The 17,968-nt window shown below is 59.8% G+C and carries 19 protein-coding genes; 7 read left to right on the top strand and 12 right to left on the bottom strand.

Translation table 11 applies throughout. The features are described 5' to 3' along the window. Positions 1 to 23: 23 nt before the first annotated feature. Complete coding sequence (locus ODQ19_RS19565; RefSeq protein WP_330210982.1) at positions 24 to 2,660, bottom strand: Tc toxin subunit A; 2,637 nt, start codon at positions 2,658 to 2,660, stop codon at positions 24 to 26. 183 nt (positions 2,661 to 2,843) lie between these two features. Further along, entirely contained in the window at positions 2,844 to 3,320 is a 477-nt protein-coding gene (locus ODQ19_RS19560; protein WP_003191732.1) for a hemerythrin domain-containing protein, read from the bottom strand. A 303-nt stretch (positions 3,321 to 3,623) separates the two neighbouring features. Between ODQ19_RS19560 and ODQ19_RS19555 the strand changes: the two genes are divergently transcribed. Next, positions 3,624 to 3,830, top strand: coding sequence for a hypothetical protein (locus ODQ19_RS19555; RefSeq protein WP_032896961.1), 207 nt, complete (start codon positions 3,624 to 3,626; stop codon positions 3,828 to 3,830). 132 nt (positions 3,831 to 3,962) lie between these two features. Here ODQ19_RS19555 and ODQ19_RS19550 read toward each other — a convergent pair whose 3' ends face one another. Both ODQ19_RS19550 and ODQ19_RS19545 read right to left on the bottom strand, forming a co-directional pair. Further along, positions 3,963 to 4,529, bottom strand: a complete 567-nt coding sequence (locus ODQ19_RS19550) for a type 1 glutamine amidotransferase domain-containing protein (protein ID WP_330210981.1) — start codon at positions 4,527 to 4,529, stop codon at positions 3,963 to 3,965. A gap of 30 nt (positions 4,530 to 4,559) precedes the next feature. Next, positions 4,560 to 5,063, bottom strand: a complete 504-nt coding sequence (locus tag ODQ19_RS19545) for a DUF4142 domain-containing protein (protein WP_330210980.1) — start codon at positions 5,061 to 5,063, stop codon at positions 4,560 to 4,562. Positions 5,064 to 5,259: 196 nt separating this feature from the next. On the opposite strand from ODQ19_RS19545, the gene ODQ19_RS19540 reads away from it, so the two are divergent. After that, a complete protein-coding gene (locus ODQ19_RS19540; protein ID WP_330210979.1) occupies positions 5,260 to 5,478 on the top strand; it encodes a hypothetical protein in 219 nt (72 codons plus the stop codon). Between the two features lie 170 nt (positions 5,479 to 5,648). After that, on the top strand, positions 5,649 to 6,443 hold the full coding sequence (locus tag ODQ19_RS19535; RefSeq protein WP_116668802.1) for a class II aldolase/adducin family protein: 795 nt from the start codon (positions 5,649 to 5,651) through the stop codon (positions 6,441 to 6,443). Positions 6,444 to 6,537: 94 nt separating this feature from the next. On the opposite strand, the gene ODQ19_RS19530 is transcribed toward ODQ19_RS19535, so the two are convergent. Next, positions 6,538 to 7,383, bottom strand: a complete 846-nt coding sequence (locus tag ODQ19_RS19530) for an AraC family transcriptional regulator (protein ID WP_330210978.1) — start codon at positions 7,381 to 7,383, stop codon at positions 6,538 to 6,540. A 109-nt stretch (positions 7,384 to 7,492) separates the two neighbouring features. Here ODQ19_RS19530 and ODQ19_RS19525 point away from each other — a divergent pair, with 109 nt between their 5' ends. The 3 genes from ODQ19_RS19525 (at position 7,493) to glsB (ending at position 9,285) form a co-directional block, all read left to right on the top strand. Then, complete coding sequence (locus ODQ19_RS19525) at positions 7,493 to 7,903, top strand: hypothetical protein (protein ID WP_330210977.1); 411 nt, start codon at positions 7,493 to 7,495, stop codon at positions 7,901 to 7,903. A gap of 73 nt (positions 7,904 to 7,976) precedes the next feature. Next, positions 7,977 to 8,321 carry a hypothetical protein gene (locus ODQ19_RS19520; protein WP_014718790.1) on the top strand — a complete coding sequence of 115 codons (345 nt, stop codon included), beginning with the start codon at positions 7,977 to 7,979 and terminating at the stop codon, positions 8,319 to 8,321. Positions 8,322 to 8,376: 55 nt separating this feature from the next. Continuing rightward, a complete protein-coding gene (gene glsB, locus ODQ19_RS19515; protein ID WP_014718789.1) occupies positions 8,377 to 9,285 on the top strand; it encodes a glutaminase B in 909 nt (302 codons plus the stop codon). A gap of 272 nt (positions 9,286 to 9,557) precedes the next feature. Here the strand turns inward: glsB and mddA are convergent, their stop codons facing one another. The 5 genes from mddA to ODQ19_RS19490 form a co-directional block, all read right to left on the bottom strand. After that, positions 9,558 to 10,325: a methanethiol S-methyltransferase gene (gene mddA / locus ODQ19_RS19510; protein WP_330210976.1), complete on the bottom strand. Its 768-nt coding sequence runs from the start codon at positions 10,323 to 10,325 to the stop codon at positions 9,558 to 9,560. A gap of 121 nt (positions 10,326 to 10,446) precedes the next feature. Next, positions 10,447 to 11,715, bottom strand: coding sequence for an NAD(P)/FAD-dependent oxidoreductase (locus ODQ19_RS19505; protein WP_034135756.1), 1,269 nt, complete (start codon positions 11,713 to 11,715; stop codon positions 10,447 to 10,449). Continuing rightward, on the bottom strand, positions 11,712 to 12,464 hold the full coding sequence (locus ODQ19_RS19500) for an amino acid ABC transporter ATP-binding protein (RefSeq protein WP_330210975.1): 753 nt from the start codon (positions 12,462 to 12,464) through the stop codon (positions 11,712 to 11,714). Before ODQ19_RS19500 ends, ODQ19_RS19505 begins: the two co-directional genes overlap by 4 nt. Next, the gene (locus tag ODQ19_RS19495) at positions 12,461 to 13,129 is read right to left on the bottom strand and encodes an amino acid ABC transporter permease (protein ID WP_003191710.1); all 669 of its coding nucleotides are present in this window, start codon (positions 13,127 to 13,129) and stop codon (positions 12,461 to 12,463) included. Before ODQ19_RS19495 ends, ODQ19_RS19500 begins: the two co-directional genes overlap by 4 nt. Beyond that, on the bottom strand, positions 13,126 to 13,908 hold the full coding sequence (locus tag ODQ19_RS19490; RefSeq protein ID WP_003191708.1) for an ABC transporter substrate-binding protein: 783 nt from the start codon (positions 13,906 to 13,908) through the stop codon (positions 13,126 to 13,128). Before ODQ19_RS19490 ends, ODQ19_RS19495 begins: the two co-directional genes overlap by 4 nt. A 215-nt stretch (positions 13,909 to 14,123) precedes the next feature. Here ODQ19_RS19490 and ODQ19_RS19485 point away from each other — a divergent pair, with 215 nt between their 5' ends. Next, positions 14,124 to 14,903: an IclR family transcriptional regulator gene (locus tag ODQ19_RS19485; protein ID WP_330210974.1), complete on the top strand. Its 780-nt coding sequence runs from the start codon at positions 14,124 to 14,126 to the stop codon at positions 14,901 to 14,903. Positions 14,904 to 15,383: 480 nt separating this feature from the next. Here ODQ19_RS19485 and ODQ19_RS19480 read toward each other — a convergent pair whose 3' ends face one another. Beyond that, positions 15,384 to 16,628 carry a saccharopine dehydrogenase family protein gene (locus ODQ19_RS19480; RefSeq protein ID WP_019817179.1) on the bottom strand — a complete coding sequence of 415 codons (1,245 nt, stop codon included), beginning with the start codon at positions 16,626 to 16,628 and terminating at the stop codon, positions 15,384 to 15,386. A 28-nt stretch (positions 16,629 to 16,656) separates the two neighbouring features. Further along, positions 16,657 to 17,754: a carboxynorspermidine decarboxylase gene (locus tag ODQ19_RS19475; RefSeq protein ID WP_032896982.1), complete on the bottom strand. Its 1,098-nt coding sequence runs from the start codon at positions 17,752 to 17,754 to the stop codon at positions 16,657 to 16,659. Between the last annotated feature and the right edge of the window lie 214 nt (positions 17,755 to 17,968).

Genomic DNA, 17,968 nt, shown 5'->3' with positions numbered 1-17,968 from the left:
GAACCGGTCGAAATACAACGGGGTTATGGCGCTGCGGCGAACAATGCGGAGCCGACGTGTTGCCAGTCTTCATTCATCAAGGTGGCATGCAGGTCGGTGGCCTTGAGCAAGGCCCTGGCAGAAAGCCCGGTGAGCCTGACGGCTTCATGGCAACGCAGGAGCCAGTCCAGGTCGGCCAGGGTCTTCACGTGCTTGGCAGGCAGGTATTCAACGAGCAGGTTGATTTCATCGACATCCCACTGGAGCAACGCGGCCAGTTGCGCGGTGCAAGCTCCATCGTCAGTCACGGTGGAGCCTTCATCGGAGGATGAATTGGCGCACTGCAAGTAGGCGAGCACGCTGTCCTGTGCCAGCCCGTAGGTGTTGAGGCAATGGGCAAAGCGTTGCAGCAGGTACAGCGTGTTCAGCGTCAGTTTGAGCAGCGAGGCTGCGGCGTGGTCCGGGCTCAGCCAGTGCGGATGGAGCACGAAGGCCTGCAAGGCCTCACGGCTCACCGCCAGCCCCAATGACACCTCGGCACCCGGCAGGCTCAGCAGCACATTTTTCAATAGCTCCGTGGTGGATTCGGCAGTGGCAGTGCGGGCAATCTGCCGAACCATGACTTTGCGCCATTGCAGGTGCGTTGTCGGGTCGCCAGCAAGGTGCGAGGGGACACCGAGCAGCGTGTCGATTTTTTCTTTCAGCGGCCGCATTTGTTGGTAGAACGCGCCCAGCTTCTTGGCCACTGCTTGTTTGGCGTCGTTGTGCAGAACCGCATTGCGGTCCGGGTCCAGGCTCAGGGTTTGTGCTTCGATAAGCTGCACCAGCCCATTGGGCAGTTCTTTGGGCGGTGCCGGCTTGAGCTGCGGATTGCTGCGCAGCAGCCCTTGTACGAGGAGGGCATGCCAGGCAATGGGCGTCACCTTGGTGTCGGGCTCGGGCTGGGGTAATGACAGGTCAGCGAGGTCTTCTTGCACCAGCAGGCCATGTCGGGTCAGTTCGATCACGTCATTGAGTTGCGTGATATGCGTTTGCACCTGGGGCGGCGGGGACTGGGCGTCCAGGAGCAACTGGCGGCGAAGCTGATCTACCGTTTGACCCGTGTCATTGAGCCAGGTGACCAGCCAGTCCATCTGCATCAGCACATCGAGCAGGTCGGCAGGTGCATTGGCACCGGAGCGACGCAGGCTCGGGTTGACCAGTTGGGCGGTGTAAACCTTATCGCCCAGCAGCGCCGCCACATGGTAGCTGTCGAGCACTGACAGCCCGAACAACTGTGCGATCCGGGCTTGGCGATACAGCGCGCTATAAAACGTCAACGTCGGGCAAGAGGGGGGTAGATGCAGGCGGGCCTGCTTGATCAGCCAGTGCAACGAGTCCGGGGTATCGCTCAGGTGCAAGCCGGCGCAAAGCTGGTGGCGCAGGGTGGCCGGGATCTCCTCCTTCAAGACCAGCGTCAACGTGTCCAACGTCAGCGCCTGGCCTGGCAATGGGGCGGGGTTGAACAGCTCGTCATACAGTGACAGGCGAATGCCGGGTGCCCAGACGGGGATCTCATTTAACACTGCCGCAAAGGCTTGCAACGACAGGCCGCGACGGCGCTCCAGGTAGCGATACACACCCAGTGCCCGCAGGGTGTTGTCATTGGCGGGCTGGGCCGGGTCACCGTCCGGCTCGCGCCGCATGACGGCCATCAATAGGGTATCGAGTTCGTCAAAGGGCAATTGCGTCCAGCGTTGCAGGCGGATCATTCGGTGCAGGCGCTGGTAACGGTCCCACGAGGTGTTTTGCAGGTGGGCGTCACGTTTGTCCTTGGGGGCGATCGACAGGGGCGTCTGGGTCTCGGTGGCCGTGGTGATCGGACCATTCACGTACGCGGCGCCGTTATGCAGGCTCAGCGTGGTCGGCGTGGTTGGCAATGCGCTTGGTAGGACGTTTTTCGACAGCGCCGGCACATACTTGCCACAGGCCAGTAGCGCTTCGGTTTGATCGGCCGTCAGTCCGGTCATTTGCGACCAATGGGACAGCTCCTCGAGGAGCGGCTCCTGGGTACCGTAGTGGCGGGTAAAAAAATCCTTCGCCTGTAGGCTTTCAGGTCTTTGTACAAAGGGCTCCGTCAATAACATTTGCTGTGCAGGGCTCAGTCCGCTGAGCAAACGTTGCGCTTCATAGGCCTCGTGCCTGACCACTCCGTAAGTGTTTTGCGCGCGCTGGCTGGTGGGCAGCTTGAGGCTGATGCGATAACTGAGTTCGCCCAATTGTGGCTTGCCGCCGGACAAACCGAGCCAGCACTGCCGATGCGCACGTTCGAACGGCAGCACGAAGGGGAAACGTTGCTTGCCGAGCACCTCATCAAGGGAGCGACCGCGGTATTCACGACGGGTTTCTTTGAGGTGGGCGTCAATCAGGCTGGACAGGGTTTCGTTGATCATCGAGAGTTGAGGAATCACAGTGCTGAGGCTGCGTTCGTCCAGGGGCAGTGTCTTGAGTTCGGGGCGTCGCTGGTCGAGGGTGACTTTGGGCTGTTTGCCTCTACCGCTTTTTTCCAGCGCTTGGGCAAACAGGTATAACGCCTTCAGATAGGCGACCGGGGAGTCGATTGCTGCCATGGAAGACGCTGAACACAACAGGTGCCAGTCCTCTTTGAACAGGTGGGTGTAGGTGGGGGAATGCGCGTCCATTGTGATGAATCTCCTGAAAACCCCCGGCCACTGCCAAGGGCAATGGCACGCTAGCATGGGCCGCCAGGCCGGCTCGGTCGGCCGGATCGCTGAGTGAGCGAGGAGAAATCATCGGTGCAAATCGATAGCGCGACAGGGCCTGTGGGTCGCTGTCGCGCGAACCTTGCTGCGAGGAGGCAGCCGTTACGCCGCCAGCGGTTTTTTCGCCATGGCTTTTTTATGCGCGGCCTTCATCGCTTCCATCTCGGCCCCCAACTCTTCGAGCAGCGCTTTACCTAGCAGCTTTTTAGCCTGGGGGAACATCTCGGTTTCTTCCTCTTCGATATGGTGCTCAAGCAGCTCCTTGACCACTTTGACGCGACCGGAAAACTCGGTGGACGAGGGGTCGGTTTTCTTCAAGTCCGGCAGTACCAGCGAGTCGACGGTACGGTGCTCCTCCTTGGCTTCGTGGTACATGATGTCTTGTTCCTTGCCCCCGGCTTTTCTGAACGCGGGGTAGAGGATCTCTTCTTCAAGTTGGGTATGCAGGGTGATCTCCATCTCGAGTTTGGCCAACAACTCGGTACGCTTTTTTACTCCGCGTTCAGTGGATTCGCTCAACTGGGTCAGCAGGGTCTTGACGCGTTCGTGGTCGGCTTTGAGAAGGTCGATGGCATTCATAGGTAACCTCACGGAGGGTGTGCGGGCGTGTCGAAGTGCACGCCTCGTGGTGAGGGAGTTTGCATCAGGCGTACCAATTTTCAGGTTTATGAAATTCTGTTTAAAATCAAAATGTTGTGTTTATTTTTTGGCTTGGCTGTCGTGCAGCTTGCATGGTCCGGTCGCGTTGACATTGCACAACGCCTAACCGGTGGCTGACGTTCAGACGCAATGGAGCAGGGGGGCATAAAACGGGGCCTGAAAATCTAATGGAACCCTTGGGGCATCTGCTGGACCTAACCCTTAGACTTCAGGAGGTGAATCATGCAAATAGAATATATCTGGATCGTATTGGCGGTGATTCTGCTGCTCTTGGAACTCTGGGCGATCAATATCGTTTTGCGCAGCACTGGCGGATGGGAGACCAAGGGGTTGTGGGTCGTGGTGCTGGTGTTCGTGCCGCTGCTGGGGTTGATTGCGTGGGCGATGTTCGGACCCAAGCGTGAAATGGCGCAGCAGCGTAAAAGCTGAAGATCGAGCGAACAATCGGTAACCTGTGGCGAGGGAGCTTGCTCCCGTTGGACTGCGCAGCAGTCCCTTTTTTTGGGGGCGCTGCGCACCCCAGCGGGAGCAAGCTCCCTCGCCACAGTTACTGTTACTGTCTTAATGGTTTGGTCCTACAGCCTTGGCAATCGCCTCATTGAACGCCGGTAGATCGTCCGGCGTGCGCGAGGTAATCAAGGTCCAGCCATTGGCCTGGCACTCTTTAACCTCGGCCTCCACCACGCTGGCAGCGCCGGCGTTTTCAAGGTCGATGCGCACGCTTTTATAGGCGGTCAGGGTTTTGCCCTTGACCACGCCAGCGTCGATCAGTGTCCATGGCCCGTGGCAGATCGCCGCGATGGTCTTGCCGGCCTGCACGAACTCATTGATCAAGCGCAGCGCGGCGGCATCCTGGCGCAGCGTATCGGCATTGACCGTGCCGCCCGGGATGACCAGCGCATCGAAGTCGGCGCTGACGACATCCGACAGTTGCACGTCGGATTCCACGGTCTGGTCTTTTTCGGTGTCGCCGACAAATGTCTGGGTGCTGCCGCCTTTGCTGGAGGCGTGCGTCACAGTGGCGCCGTAGCCACGCAGCGTCTCCAGAGGCTTGAGCAGCTCGTCGCGCTCGATGCCGGTGTTGGAGGTGATGACGAGGATGTGCTTGCCGTTGAGTTGCGAGCTCATGGTCGAGTGTCTCCTTGGGTCATGGATGGATTAATGGGCGTATTTGGTTTGCAGTTCCTTGGCCATTTTCAGGTGGGCTTCAAGGGTGGGCAGGGTCTTGGTGGCGAAGGCTTTCAGCTCGGGATTGTCCGAGGAGGCCGATTCTTTCTTGAACAGTTCGACGGTTTTTTCATGGGCCGCCACCTGGTTGTTGGCGTAGGCCTTGTCGAAGGATTCATCGCGCATTTCCAGGATGGCTTTTTTCGCCTTGTCGGTGAGCGCAGCGTCATCGGGTACTTCGATATCGAGTTTTTTCGCCAGGGTCATCAGTTCCTGATTGGCCTTGGTGTGGTCGGTGACCATATGCTGGGCGAAGGTCTTTACGTCCGCCGAGCTGCTTTTTTCCAGGGCCAGCTTGCCCGCTTCCACCTCGGTGATACCGCCCTCGGCGGCGCTGTCGACAAAGTCGTTGGAGGTCGCCGCCATTGCGGTGGACATCGAGCCTGCGATCAGCATGAAGGTAAGGCCCATCGGTTTCATCAGTCGAGTTTTCATGGTGTCTCTCCTTGGAAATGGCGGGATGCCGTTACCTGACTGTTGAATCGAGAAGCGGGTAAAAGGTTTAAATTTTTTTGCGCTTATTTGCCCAGTGGTGAGGCGGGGCAATTGACTTGAACCAATCCGGATTCGCAGGGTTCTGCTGCATAGGGCCGTCATCTCAGGGGCCCGCCATTGCCAAGAGGATTGCACTGTGACTGATCGTAAAACCGCCGATAAAACCCCCGACCCCATCAGCTCTGAAGACGCGCAAAAAGGTAATGTCGAGGCCACCAAAGGGCAGACGCTTGAACCTGCGAATCCCAAGACCAAAACCATCGACAAAGTGGTAACGCCGACCTCGATCAAGGACATTGAACGGCAAACGGATGCAATCAACGAGACGCTCAACAACGGGCGTCGAACCTGCTGAGTTGATCGGTGGCGAGGGAGCTTGCTCCCGTGGCGGCCTGAAAGCTGCCGCGGCTGCTTTTTTATAAATAAATATAATAATTAGCTTAGATTAAAATGTGCTTTTTATTATTTATGACCATCCCCTAGTCTTGCCTGGAAGTCCCCTTAGGCCATCCAGGAAGATTTGCCATGAGCAGCGTCACGCCGATTTCCAGTGTCTTGAGCAATGTGCGCCAGCGGGTCACACCGCAAGAGTGGGAGGTACGGGTCAAGTTGGCCGCGGCCTACCGACTGGCGGCCTTGTACAAGTGGACCGATCATATCTACACGCATTTCTCGGCGCGGGTGCCAGGGCCCGAGGCGCATTTCCTGATCAATGCTTTCGGGCTGTTGTTTGACGAAATCAGCGCCTCCAACCTGGTCAAGGTCGATCTGGACGGCACCATTGTCGATGACCCCACGGGCCTGGGGATCAACTACGCCGGCTATGTGATCCACAGCGCCATCCACGGCGCACGCCATGACTTGCAAGCGGTGCTGCACACCCACACCCGCGACGGTATTGCGGTGTCGGCGCAGAAGCAGGGGTTGTTGCCGATCTCCCAGCACGCTATCGCATTCTCGGGGCGTGTGGCTTACCACGGTTACGAGGGCGTGGCCCTGGACCTGGACGAGCGTGAACGGCTGGTGGCAGATTTGGGCGACAAGAGCGTGATGATCCTGCGTAACCACGGCTTGTTGACGGGCGGCGTCAGCGTCGAGCATGCCTTCCAGCAACTACAAAGCCTGGAGCGGGCCTGCAACATCCAGATTGCGGCACAGGCAGCGGGGAATGCCGAGTTGATCTTCCCACCCGCTGAGGTGGTGGCCAAGGTCGAGCAGCAGGCCAAGGTGTTCAGCAATGGCGAAGGCCCGGGCGTGGCGCGGCATTGGGATGCGCTGGTGCGCCAGCTTGAGCGTACAGATACCGACTACAAGAACTGAGTCGAATGGACTGAATGAATTGTTCCCACGCTCCGCGTGGGAACACAGCCCAGGACGCTCCGCGTCCCAGCAGAGTGTGGGAACGATCAAAACCTCACGTCAAGGCGATAGTTGACGCGTTGCTGTGCGACCCGACGGTACTGGCTCGGTCTGCCAGGTAACGCGCCGGCGGTTGGCCCATGGCCTTGCGGAACATGGTGATAAACCCGCTGGCATTTTCATAACCCAGGTCCAGCGCCACGCTCTGCACGCTTTCGCCGTTGGCCAGGCGCTGCAGTGAAAGGATCACATGCAACTGCCGGCGCCAGCGACCGAAGCTCAGGCCGATCTCTTCCAGCAGCAGGCGGGTCATGCTGCGTTCGCTCATGCCGATGCGCACGGCCCATTCGCCCAGGGTGGATTTATCGCTGGGGTTGGCCAATAAGCTGTTGGCCAGCCGATGCAAGCGGGGGTCTTGGGGCATCGGCAAATGCAGGGCTTCGATGGGGGCCAGGGCCAACTCGTCGAGTAACGTCGCCACCAGCCGGCCCTGGGCGCCGTCTTCGTCGTAGAGCTGCGGGAAGCTGACCGCCTTGCCGATCAATTCGTGCAGCAATGGCGACACCGACAGCGTGCAACATTGCCGGGGCAAGGCGCTGGCGGCGTTCGGGTTGATCAACAGGCAGTACACATCCGCTTCGCCGGCACCGCGCGCCGCGTGTGTCACACCGCCGGGAATCCACAATGCGCATTGCGGCGGCACGATCCAGATACCCGCCTCGATCACGCAATGCACCACGCCGCGCAAGGTGTAGATCAATTGCCCGTGTTGATGCTGGTGAGGGGTGTGTTCCCAGCGTTCGGAGGTGCTCGAGGCGCCCACCGCCACCATCGAACGAGGGATCGCGGCGGCGTCGCGAACCCGGCAGGGGTCGTACTGGTCGAGGCGGTGATGAACCATGGTGGGAAATGCCTTGGCTGGATTGCGAAATATTCTGGCTATTCTATGCAATGCTGTCCAGCGTCACGCGCCCTATGATGAGAATAAATCTCATCAAAGGAGCTTTGCCATGCGACTCGACAGTTCAACTTTCCCGGTGGTGAAAATCTTTTTCGACGCGCCTAGCGAGGGAGCGCCGGAAGACGCTTTCCTGACATTCGAACGTCTGCTGGCCCGTAAGCAGCCCTTCTTGCTGCTGCACGAAAAAGCCGTGGATGAGAACAATCACGAACACGCCCACGAAGAGCGCAAGCGCGCTTCTATCTGGATGAAGAAAAACAAGGCTGCCTTACGCGCCTACGTCAAAGGCATGATCCAAGTGGAGCCCAGCGCTGCCAAGCGCCTGTCCCTCAAGCCCTTTGCCGTGACGTTCGGCAAGGCCTGGGGCTACCCGCTGCTGGTGGTGGAGTCCAAGGACCGCGCCTGGGCGCTGGCCCAGGATGTGCTGGATACAGAAGTGTCGGATGTGGCGCATTTCTGAGCCTGGCCAAAGCTCGACAGCGTCCACAATTGAACTACCTTGATTGACGAGCCTTCCCACTCGGTACTCAAGCATGCGCACTTTATGGACGCGGTACCTGGCGTTGCTGGAAAACGACCTGAGCACGCAGATTTTCGACAATGTTAAGAACCTGTTGGTCTGCGCGTTGTTGTTTGCGGCGGGGACCAACGCGCTGGTGGGACCGCGCGAGTTGCTGATCGGTATCTTCGCCTCCAGCGTCGCGGGCTGGGGCTTGATTGTGCTGTCGACGGTGCTGATGCTGTTGAACGTCAGCGACGGCATTCGCCGCCTGGCCAAATTGCGTTATCACTTGGCGTTGCAACTGTTGTTGATCCTGATCTACGTGGTGATTGCCGAGCGGGTGGTAGAGATTGTGTGGGTGTTGCGCGCCCATTGACGTATCCTCCGCGCCTCGTTTACCACTGATTCGAACAAAGATGACAGGACAAGCTATGCAGGCGCTGCTGGAGTCGATCCTCGACGAAGTGCGCCCCTTGATCGGCCTCGGCAAAGTCGCCGATTACATTCCCGCGCTGGCCGACGTGCCCGCCAACCAACTTGGCATCGCGGTATACGGCAACGACGGCACGGCCTACTGCGCTGGAGATGCAGACACGCTGTTTTCGGTGCAAAGCATTTCCAAGGTCTTCAGCCTGGTGCAGGCCATCGACCATGGCGGCGAATCCATCTGGGAACGCCTGGGTCACGAGCCCTCGGGGCAGCCATTCAACTCCATGGTGCAGCTGGAATTCGAACGTGGCCGCCCGCGCAACCCCTTTATCAACGCTGGCGCGCTGGTGATCTGCGACATCAACCAGTCACGCTTCGCCGTGCCGATTCTGTCGATGCGCGACTTTGTACGGCGCCTGTCGGGCAACCCGCAGATCCTGGTCAATAGTGTTGTGGCCGAGTCGGAAGCCCAGCATGGTGCGCGCAATGCGGCCATGGCTTACCTGATGAAGTCTTTTGGTAACTTCCACAATGATGTGGACGCGGTGCTGCACAGCTACTTCAACTATTGCGCGTTGCAGATGAGCTGCCTGGACCTGGCCCGAGCATTCAGCTTTCTGGCCAACGAAGGCGTGAGCGCCCACAGTGGCGAGCAGGTGCTGACGGCGCGCCAGACCAAGCAGGTGAACTCGATCATGGCCACCAGCGGCCTGTACGACGAGGCGGGCAATTTTGCCTACCGCGTGGGCCTGCCGGGCAAGAGCGGGGTCGGCGGCGGGATTGTCGCGGTGGTGCCGGGGCAGTTTACGGTGTGCGTATGGTCGCCGGAGTTGAACGCAGCGGGCAACTCGCTGGCGGGGATGAAGGCGTTGGAGTTGTTGAGTGAGCGGATTGGGTGGTCGGTGTTTTGAGATCGTGAGATCGTTCGCCATGTGGGAGCTGGCTTGCCTGCGATAGCGGTTTGTCAGTGCCAAATGTACTGGCTGACACAGCGCCATCGCAGGCAAGCCAGCTCCCACACTTTGATCTTTATTGTTCGTTGAACTGTGGGTGAGCCCGTCACAGCCGGAACGATCACTGTAGGAGCGAGCTTGCTCGCGAAAAACGCCCAGGCCCTGCGCTCATCCAGGTTACCCGCGTCATCGTTGACGGCCTTCGCGAGCAAGCTCGCTCCTACAGTGGGTTAGCGGCGGGGCCTGTGGAGGCGTGGCACGATCATGCCCACCTCACTTTGATAACGCCGATACCGCTCACCAAACAGCGCCACCAAATCCCGCTCTTCGAAACGGGCGCCAATGAACAGATACACCGACATCCCCAGCGCAAACAGCAGATGCCCCACGGTCATATGCGGCGTTGCCCAAAAGGCGATCAGGAAGCCCAGGTACAGCGGATGACGCACGACTTTGTAGAGCAGCGGCGTCCTGAATGTCGGGCCCGATTGTGGGGCGTTGCGCCAGCGATCAATGGCCTGTTTCAGCCCGAACAACTCGAAGTGACTGATCAAGCAGGTTGCCAGCACCACGATGCCCCAGCCCAGCCAGAACAGGCCGATCAGCAGTGCCTTGGCCCAGGCGGCGTCAACCTCCCAAACGGTCTGTGTAATAGGCCGCCACTGCCAGAACAGCAGCGCGAGCATCAGGCTGGAGAGCAACACATAGGTGGAGCGCTCTACCGCTGCCAGGGCGAAGACTGCCAGCCAGCGCTTGAAGCGTTTACGCGCCATGGCGCTGTGCTGGACGCCAAACACAATGATCAGTGACGTATTGATCATGAGTGCCAGCGCCCAGTCGATGCGCGCGCCGGAGTCGATGTGTTTGGGTACGACCACAGCCCCTACGAAGCCCATCATGTAAAGCAAGGTGAATAGGAAAACCAGGTAGCAGCAGGTGCTATAGACCAGGCCAGCCAAGCGTGCCGTGAGGGTGTTTGAAGAGGTCTGCCGTTTCATGGACGATTCCTTTCGCACATGGTGAATGGGTGAGCCAATCGATGGCTGGCTCGCTCAGACTAACGGCATTCACGGAGTCGGTAACCTGTTGAAGTTGACAGTTTCAAGAGCGATTGGCGATTTAACCGACGTTCAACCGATCCAACAAGCTATACCAGGCCACGCCCGCGCCAATGTAGAACCGCTGCAAGCGATGCAAGGGCAAACGCTGCAAGGGCGTTATCGGGTAGGCGAAGTCTGCCGTGCTGTCGCACAACCGCCCGGCCAATTGCTGACCCAGGCTGGTACACAACGCGATCCCGCGCCCATTACAACCCAATGCCAGTGTGAGCCCCGGCGCCGGTTCGTGGACATGGGGCATGAAGTCCCGCGTGATCGCGATGCGCCCGGCCCAGCGGTAGTCGAATTCCAATGGCCCCAGTTGCGGAAACAGCAGCGCCAGGGAGCGCTCCAGGTGGGCAAAATCGGCCGGCCCGGTGGGGTCGTTGAACAGGCCGCGGCCGCCCATCAGCAGGCGCCCATACGCGTCTTTGCGAAAATACAGCAACAAGCGTTGCGCGGTCGACACGGTTTCCTGGCCGGGCAAAATGCTTTCGGCTGCGCGGCCACTCAATGGCTTGGTGGCGACGATAAAACTGTTGGCCGCAAGGACGCTCTGGGCCATGCCTGGCCATAAGTGATCGCTGTAGCCATTGGTGGCCAGCACCACTTGATCTGCCGTGACCTGCGCACCGCCGGCTGTCTGCAATTGCCAAGCCGAACCCTGGCGCTGCAGGCCTGTCACCGCGCTGTGGCCATGCACCCGTGCGCCGGCCGCCAACGCCGCTGCCACCAACCCGCGGGCATACGCCAAGGGTTGAATGGCCCCGGCACGGCCATCCAGCCAGCCGCCGGCAAACGCCGAGCTGCCCATGCGTGACGCCACCGCAGTGGCGTCCAGGCGCTGTACTGGCACGCCGCGTCGGGCCCATTGTTCGGCCCGCGCATGCAGCCCGGCCACCGCCTTTTCACTGTACGACACCTGCATCCAACCCTTGCGCACGGGCGCGCAATCGATGCCATGGCGTTCGATCAGCTTGAACACCAGGTCCGCCGAGTTCGACACCGTCGCGATCAACGGCTCGGCGCGTTCCGGCCCGTACTTCTGTACCAGCTGCTGCGGGTCATATTTGAGCGTGGGGTTGACCTGCCCACCGTTGCGCCCCGAGGCACCCCAGCCTGGCTCATGGGCCTCCAGCACACACACGCGCACGCCACGCTCTGCCAAGTGCAGCGCCGTCGATAAACCGGTATAGCCGGCTCCGACAATCGCCACGTCGACCTTCACCGACTCGTTCAATGCCGGTGTTGGCACCACTGACGGCGCAGTCGCCGACCACAACGACTTCATGACAGGCTCCGCGTGTTGCCTGTGGGGTGCAGCACGCGCCGCAGGAAGTCCTGGGTGCGCGCATGCTGCGGGTTGCCCAGAACCTGTTCGGCGGGGCCGCTTTCGACAATGTAACCGCCGTGCAGGAAGCACACGCGGTCGGCCACTTCGCGGGCAAAGCCCATTTCGTGGGTGACCACGATCATGGTCATGCCTTCATCGGCCAGGGTGCGCATTACCGCCAGCACATCGCCGACCAGTTCCGGGTCGAGGGCCGAGGTGGGTTCGTCGAACAGCATGGCGTCGGGTTTCATCGCCAGGGCGCGGGCGATGGCAACGCGTTGCTGCTGGCCGCCGGAAAGCTGTTCGGGGTAGGCGTCGGCCTTGGCGCTCAGGCCGACTTTTTCCAACAGCACCAGGGCTTCTTCGCGGACTTGGCGGGGCGGTTCGCCTTTGACGTACACCGGGCCTTCCATTACGTTTTCCAGCACCGTGCGATGGGGGAACAGGTTGAAGCGCTGGAACACCATGCCCATGCGGCTGCGCAGAGCGTGTACGGTCTTGCTGCCACGCTGTACGGTTTCGCCGAACACGTTGATATGCCCGCCGTCGTAGGCTTCCAAGGCGTTGATGCAGCGCAGCAGGGTGGATTTTCCCGAGCCCGAGGGGCCGATCAGGCACACCACTTCGCCCTTGGCCACGTCGAGGTCGACGCCGTGCAGGACGTGGTGGTCACCGTAGTGTTTTTGCAGCTGGCGAATCTCGATCATGCTTTTTTCCTCCGGCCCAGGTACTGCTCCATGCGACGCAGGCCATACACCAGCGGCAGGCTCATCAACAGATAGAGCAGGGCGACCAGGGTGTAGACGGTCATGTTCTGGAAGGTCGATGAGGCGATCAGTTGGCCCTGGCGCGTCATCTCGGCGACGGTGATGGTCGACACCAGCGAGGAGTCCTTGAGCATCATCACCAGGGTGTTGCCGTAGGGCGGCAGGGCGATGCGAAACGCCTGGGGCAGGATCACCCGGCGCATCATCAGCCCCGTGCGCATCCCTAAGGCTTCGGCGGCTTCACGTTGGCCTTGTTCGACGGCGATGATGCCGGTGCGGAAGTTCTCCGCCTGGTACGCCGAGTAGGCGATGCCCATACCGATCACCCCGGCATAAAACGCCGTGAGATGGATACCCATGTCCGGCAGCACGAAGTAGATGTAGAACAGCTGCACGATAATCGGCAGCCCCCGGATGACGTTGATGATGGTGCTGGCGGTCCAGGACAGCGCGCGAATCGGCGACAGCTTGAGCAGCGCCAACACCAAGCCGAGGGCGCTGCTGAGCAGGAACGACAGCACGGTGATCTGGATCGTCACCCAGGCGCCTTGCAGCAGGATCGGCAGGAAGTCCTGGGCGTTCTGCAGGAACTCAGCCAGGTTCATGGGCGCTCCTGGGCGTCCAGCCCCCATTTCTTGAGGATGCTGTCCAGCGTGCCGTCGGCCTTGATACTGGCGATGGCGGTGTTCAGGCGCTCAAGGGTTGCGGCATCGCCCTTGCGCACCACCAGGCACACTTCGCCGACGTTAGTGGGCTTGTAGTCAGGCGCCAGTTTCACGCCTTTGAACAGCTTTTGACGGATCTGGTAGGCCACCACCGGCTGGTCACCCACGGCGGCCTTGATGCGGCCAAGGGACAGGTCGCGAACCATCTCACCGATGGAGTCGTAGGTGCGGATCTCCTTGAAGATGCCCAGCTTGTTCAGTTGGTCGTAGAAGATTGTGCCGGCTTGCACGCCGACGACCTGGCCTTTGAGCGGCATAAGGTCAGGGTAGGCGGCATCGTCGTCGGCGCTGATGATCAGCCCTTCACCATAGGCGTAAACCGGGGCGCTGAAGTCGACCACTTGGGTACGCTCCGGGGTCTTGAGCATGCCGGCGGAAATAAAGTCCAGCTTGCCGGACGTCAGGGACGGGATCAGCGCGGCAAAATTGGTCTGCTCGATCTGGCTGCTGAACCCGCCGGCCTTGCCGACGGCTTCGGCCACGTCGACCATCACGCCCTGGATGCTGTTGCTCTTGATATCCAGGAAGGTAAACGGCGAACCACTGGCGGTTGCACCGACTTTGTACGAGGACGCACTGCCTGCGTGCGCGACGCTGATGCAGAGCGTGGCGCACAGGCCGAAGGCTAGGCGGCGAAACAAGGGCGAAAGACTGTTCATCGGGTTACTCCAGACGGAAAACGGAAAGTCAGTACCGCAAGCGGCTGCCGATGAAATCGCAAGCTCTATGCCATTTCGAATCAGATAAATCGTAAATGACGCTAAAAAGTTTGAAAAATGAACCTTTCGTATCGATATGCGATATTTAATGGTCATTAATCAGCTTTTAAGGTAGAAATATCACCACGCCTGAGCCACCTGCCCGCGAGTTCGCCATGTCCGAAGACCGCAACAGTTTGCACAACCAATCCCTGGAAAAAGGCCTGTCGGTGCTCAAGGCTTTTAGCGCACAGCGCCGTAGCATGAGCCTTGCAGAGGTGGCAGAGGCCGCCGGCATGACCAAAAGCTCGGCCCAGCGCATGGTGTTCACCCTCGAAGGCCTGGGTTACCTTCGGAAACACTCGCGCACACGCCATTACCAACTCACCCCTCGGGTATTGGAGCTGGGCTTCAGTTACCTGGATGCGCATTCGTTGATCGAAGTGGCCAACCCGTTCTTGTCCGAGTTGACCCGATTGACCGGCGAGACGTCGTGCCTTACCGAGCCGGCGGGCTACGACATGACGTACATCGCGCGCTTTGTCAGCGCAGGGTTCGTGCCGGTGCATATGCCGATTGGCTCACGGGTGCCGATGTACTGCACGGCGTCGGGGCGGGCATATTTGAGTGCATTGCCGCAGGAGGAGGCGTTGGCGTTGATCGAGAACAGCCAGCGAGTGGCGCATACCAGCCGCACGCTGACCGACGTCGGGGCGATCATGGCCTTCTTGGAGCAAGTGAGGGCGCAGGGCTATGCGGTGAACACTCAGGAACTGTTCCTAGGCGACATGACCATCGGTGCGCCGGTGCTGGGCGGCAATGGCCGGCCCGTGGCCGCAGTGCATGTGGTGGCGCCGACCAGCCGCTGGAGCCAGGCGGATGCCGAACGGCAGCTGGCACCGGCGTTGTTGCAGTGCTCAAGGGCGTTGAGTAATTCTGCGCGGAATCTGGAGTGAGCCCAAGCGCCGTTTGCGCTGGAGATTCAGTGTGGGAACTGGCTTGCCTGCGATAGCGGTGGTTCAGTTGAAGAATCATTGACTGATACGCCGCCATCGCGGGCAAGCCCGCTCCCACAGGGGATTTGTGTCAGGCGTTGATTCTGTGGGCAATACATAACCAGTGTGGGAGCTGGCTTGCCTGCGATAGCGGTGGTTCAGTTGAAGAATCATTGACTGACACGCCGCCATCGCGGGCAAGCCCGCTCCCACAGTGATTTGTGCCAGGCGTTGATTCTGTGGGCGATATATAACCGGTGTGGGAGCTGGCTTGCCTGCGATAGCGGTGGTTCAGTTGAAGAATCATTGACTGACACTCCGCCTTCGCAGGTAAGCCAGCTCCCACATTTTGATCCTCATTGTTCTTCGGACTGTAGGTGAGCCCACACAAAAAATGCGCCCCTGGGGGCGCATTCTTTTTGCTCGGTCAGCTATCGCCTATCAGGCCGTCGCATCCCAGGCCCGATCACCGTTCTCGTCTTTGATCCGAGTCGGCAAGCCCATCACATCCAGCGCCTTGAGGAACGGCTCAGCTGGCAGTTCCTCGACGTTGGCCATGTGCTTCACATCCCACTCGCCACGCGCCACCAGCAGTGCAGCGGCTACCGGTGGTACGCCGGCGGTGTAGGAGATGCCCTGGCTGTCGGTTTCGGCATAGGCCTCTTCGTGATCAGCCACGTTGTAGATGAACATCTCACGCGGCTGGCCATCCTTGGTGCCTTTGACCAGGTCACCGATGCAGGTCTTGCCGGTGTAGCCCGGGGCAAGCGAAGACGGGTCGGGCAGCACGGCCTTGACCACTTTCAACGGCACCACTTCCAGGCCTTCGGCGGTCTTGACCGGCTGTTCGGAGAGCAGGCCGAGGTTTTTCAGCACGGTGAACACGTTGATGTAGTGTTCGCCGAAGCTCATCCAGAAACGCACGTTGGGCACGTCGAGGTTTTTCGACAGCGAGTGCACTTCATCGTGGCCGGTGAGGTAGAGGTTCTGCGAACCGACTACCGGCAGGTCGTCGGTGCGTTTGACTTCGAACATGGTGTTGCTGGTCCACTGGCTGTTCTGCCAGCTCCACACCTGCCCGGTGAATTCGCGGAAGTTGATTTCCGGATCGAAATTGGTGGCGAAGTATTTGCCATGGGAGCCGGCATTGACGTCGAGAATGTCGATCGAATCAATGCGGTCGAAATGCTGTTGCTGCGCCAGCGCGGCGTACGCGTTGACGACACCCGGGTCGAAGCCCACGCCAAGGATGGCGGTGATGTTCTTCTGTTTGCATTCTTCCAGGTGGTTCCACTCGTAGTTGCCGTACCACGGCGGGGTCTCGCAGACCTTGCCCGGCTCTTCGTGGATGGCGGTGTCGAGGTAAGCCACGCCCGTGTCGATGCAGGCACGCAGTACCGACATGTTGAGGAAGGCGGAGCCGACGTTGATGACGATCTGCGAATCGGTCTCGCGGATCAGGGCCTTGGTCGCTTCCACGTCCAGGGCGTTCAGCGCGAAGGCTTGGATATCGGCGGGAACCTTGAGGCTACCTTTGGCCTTGACGCTGTCGATGATGGCCTGGCATTTGGAGATGTTGCGCGACGCGATAGCAATACGACCGAGTTCGTCGTTGTGCTGCGCGCACTTGTGGGCCACCACCTTGGCGACACCTCCTGCACCAATGATAAGAACGTTCTTTTTCAATTGCTTTATCTCTCCTTTATCCGCCAGCTCAGGACAGGCTGGACAGGTAGTCGTCGTAACCAAATTCACGAACCACCTCGACTGTACCGTCGAGTTGTTTCACTACGATGGACGGCATTTTCAGGCCGTTGAACCAGTTTTTCTTGACCATGGTGTAGCCTGCGGTGTCGATGAACGACAGCCGATCGCCGATGGCCAGCGGACGATCAAATTGATACTCGCCGAAGATGTCGCCGGCCAGGCAGGATTTGCCGCACACCATATAGGTATGTTCACCCTCACTCGGCGCCAGTTTGGCGTTGAGGCGGTAGATCAGCAGGTCCAGCAGGTGAGCTTCGATGGAGCTGTCTACCACGGCGAGATTTTTGCCGTTGTAGAGGGTGTCGAGCACGGTGACTTCCAGGGAGGCGCTGTTGGTGATCGCCGCTTCGCCGGGTTCCAGGTAGACCTGCACGCCGTACTTCTCGGAGAAGGCCTTGAGCCGCGCGCAGAATGCGTCCAGTGCATAGCCTTCACCGGTGAAATGGATGCCGCCGCCGAGGCTGACCCACTTGACCTTGTGCAGCAGCGCACCGAAGCGTTCCTCGATGGTGCCGAGCATCTTGTCGAACAGGCTGAAGTCGCCGTTCTCGCAGTTGTTGTGGAACATGAAGCCAGAGATCTGATCGATCACGCCATCGATCTTCACCGGGTCCCACTCGCCCAGGCGGCTGAACGGGCGCGCCGGGTCGGCCAGCAGGTAGTCAGAGCTGCTCACCTGCGGGTTCACACGCAGGCCGCGGGTCTTGCCTTCGCTGCGTTCGGCAAAACGCTGCAGCTGGCTGATGGAGTTGAAGATGATCTTGTCGCAGTTCTCCAGCATCTCTTCGATTTCATCGTCGGCCCAGGCCACGCTGTAGGCGTGCGCTTCACCTTCGAACTTCTGGCGACCGAGCTTCAACTCATACAGCGACGACGAGGTGGTGCCGTCCATGTATTGCTGCATCAAGTCGAACACCGACCAGGTGGCAAAGCACTTGAGCGCCAGCAGAGCCTTGGCGCCGGACTGTTCGCGCACGTAGGCAATCTTCTGCATGTTGACCAGAAGCTTCTGTTTATCGATGAGGTAGTACGGCGTTTTGATCATTTTTGAGAGCCTGCGGCGGTGCCTGCCAAAAAAGGACACGCATTGTGCCCGCACTTGGAACAGATCGAAAGGTTAGCCGGCGGATTTTGCGCGCCACGTTAAGCATAGGGCGTAAGTATGACCGTTCATAAGAATCCCCCCGCCTCCTGTAGGAGCGCTCGAGCCTAAGCGAGGCCGCGATGACGGCCGCCCTGGCACCCCACACATCAACAGT

Source organism: Pseudomonas sp. AM4(2022), from assembly GCF_036346515.1.
GTDB classification, from domain to species: Bacteria; Pseudomonadota; Gammaproteobacteria; order Pseudomonadales; family Pseudomonadaceae; genus Aquipseudomonas; species Aquipseudomonas paracarnis.
This window is presented reverse-complemented; position numbering and strand designations above follow the sequence as displayed.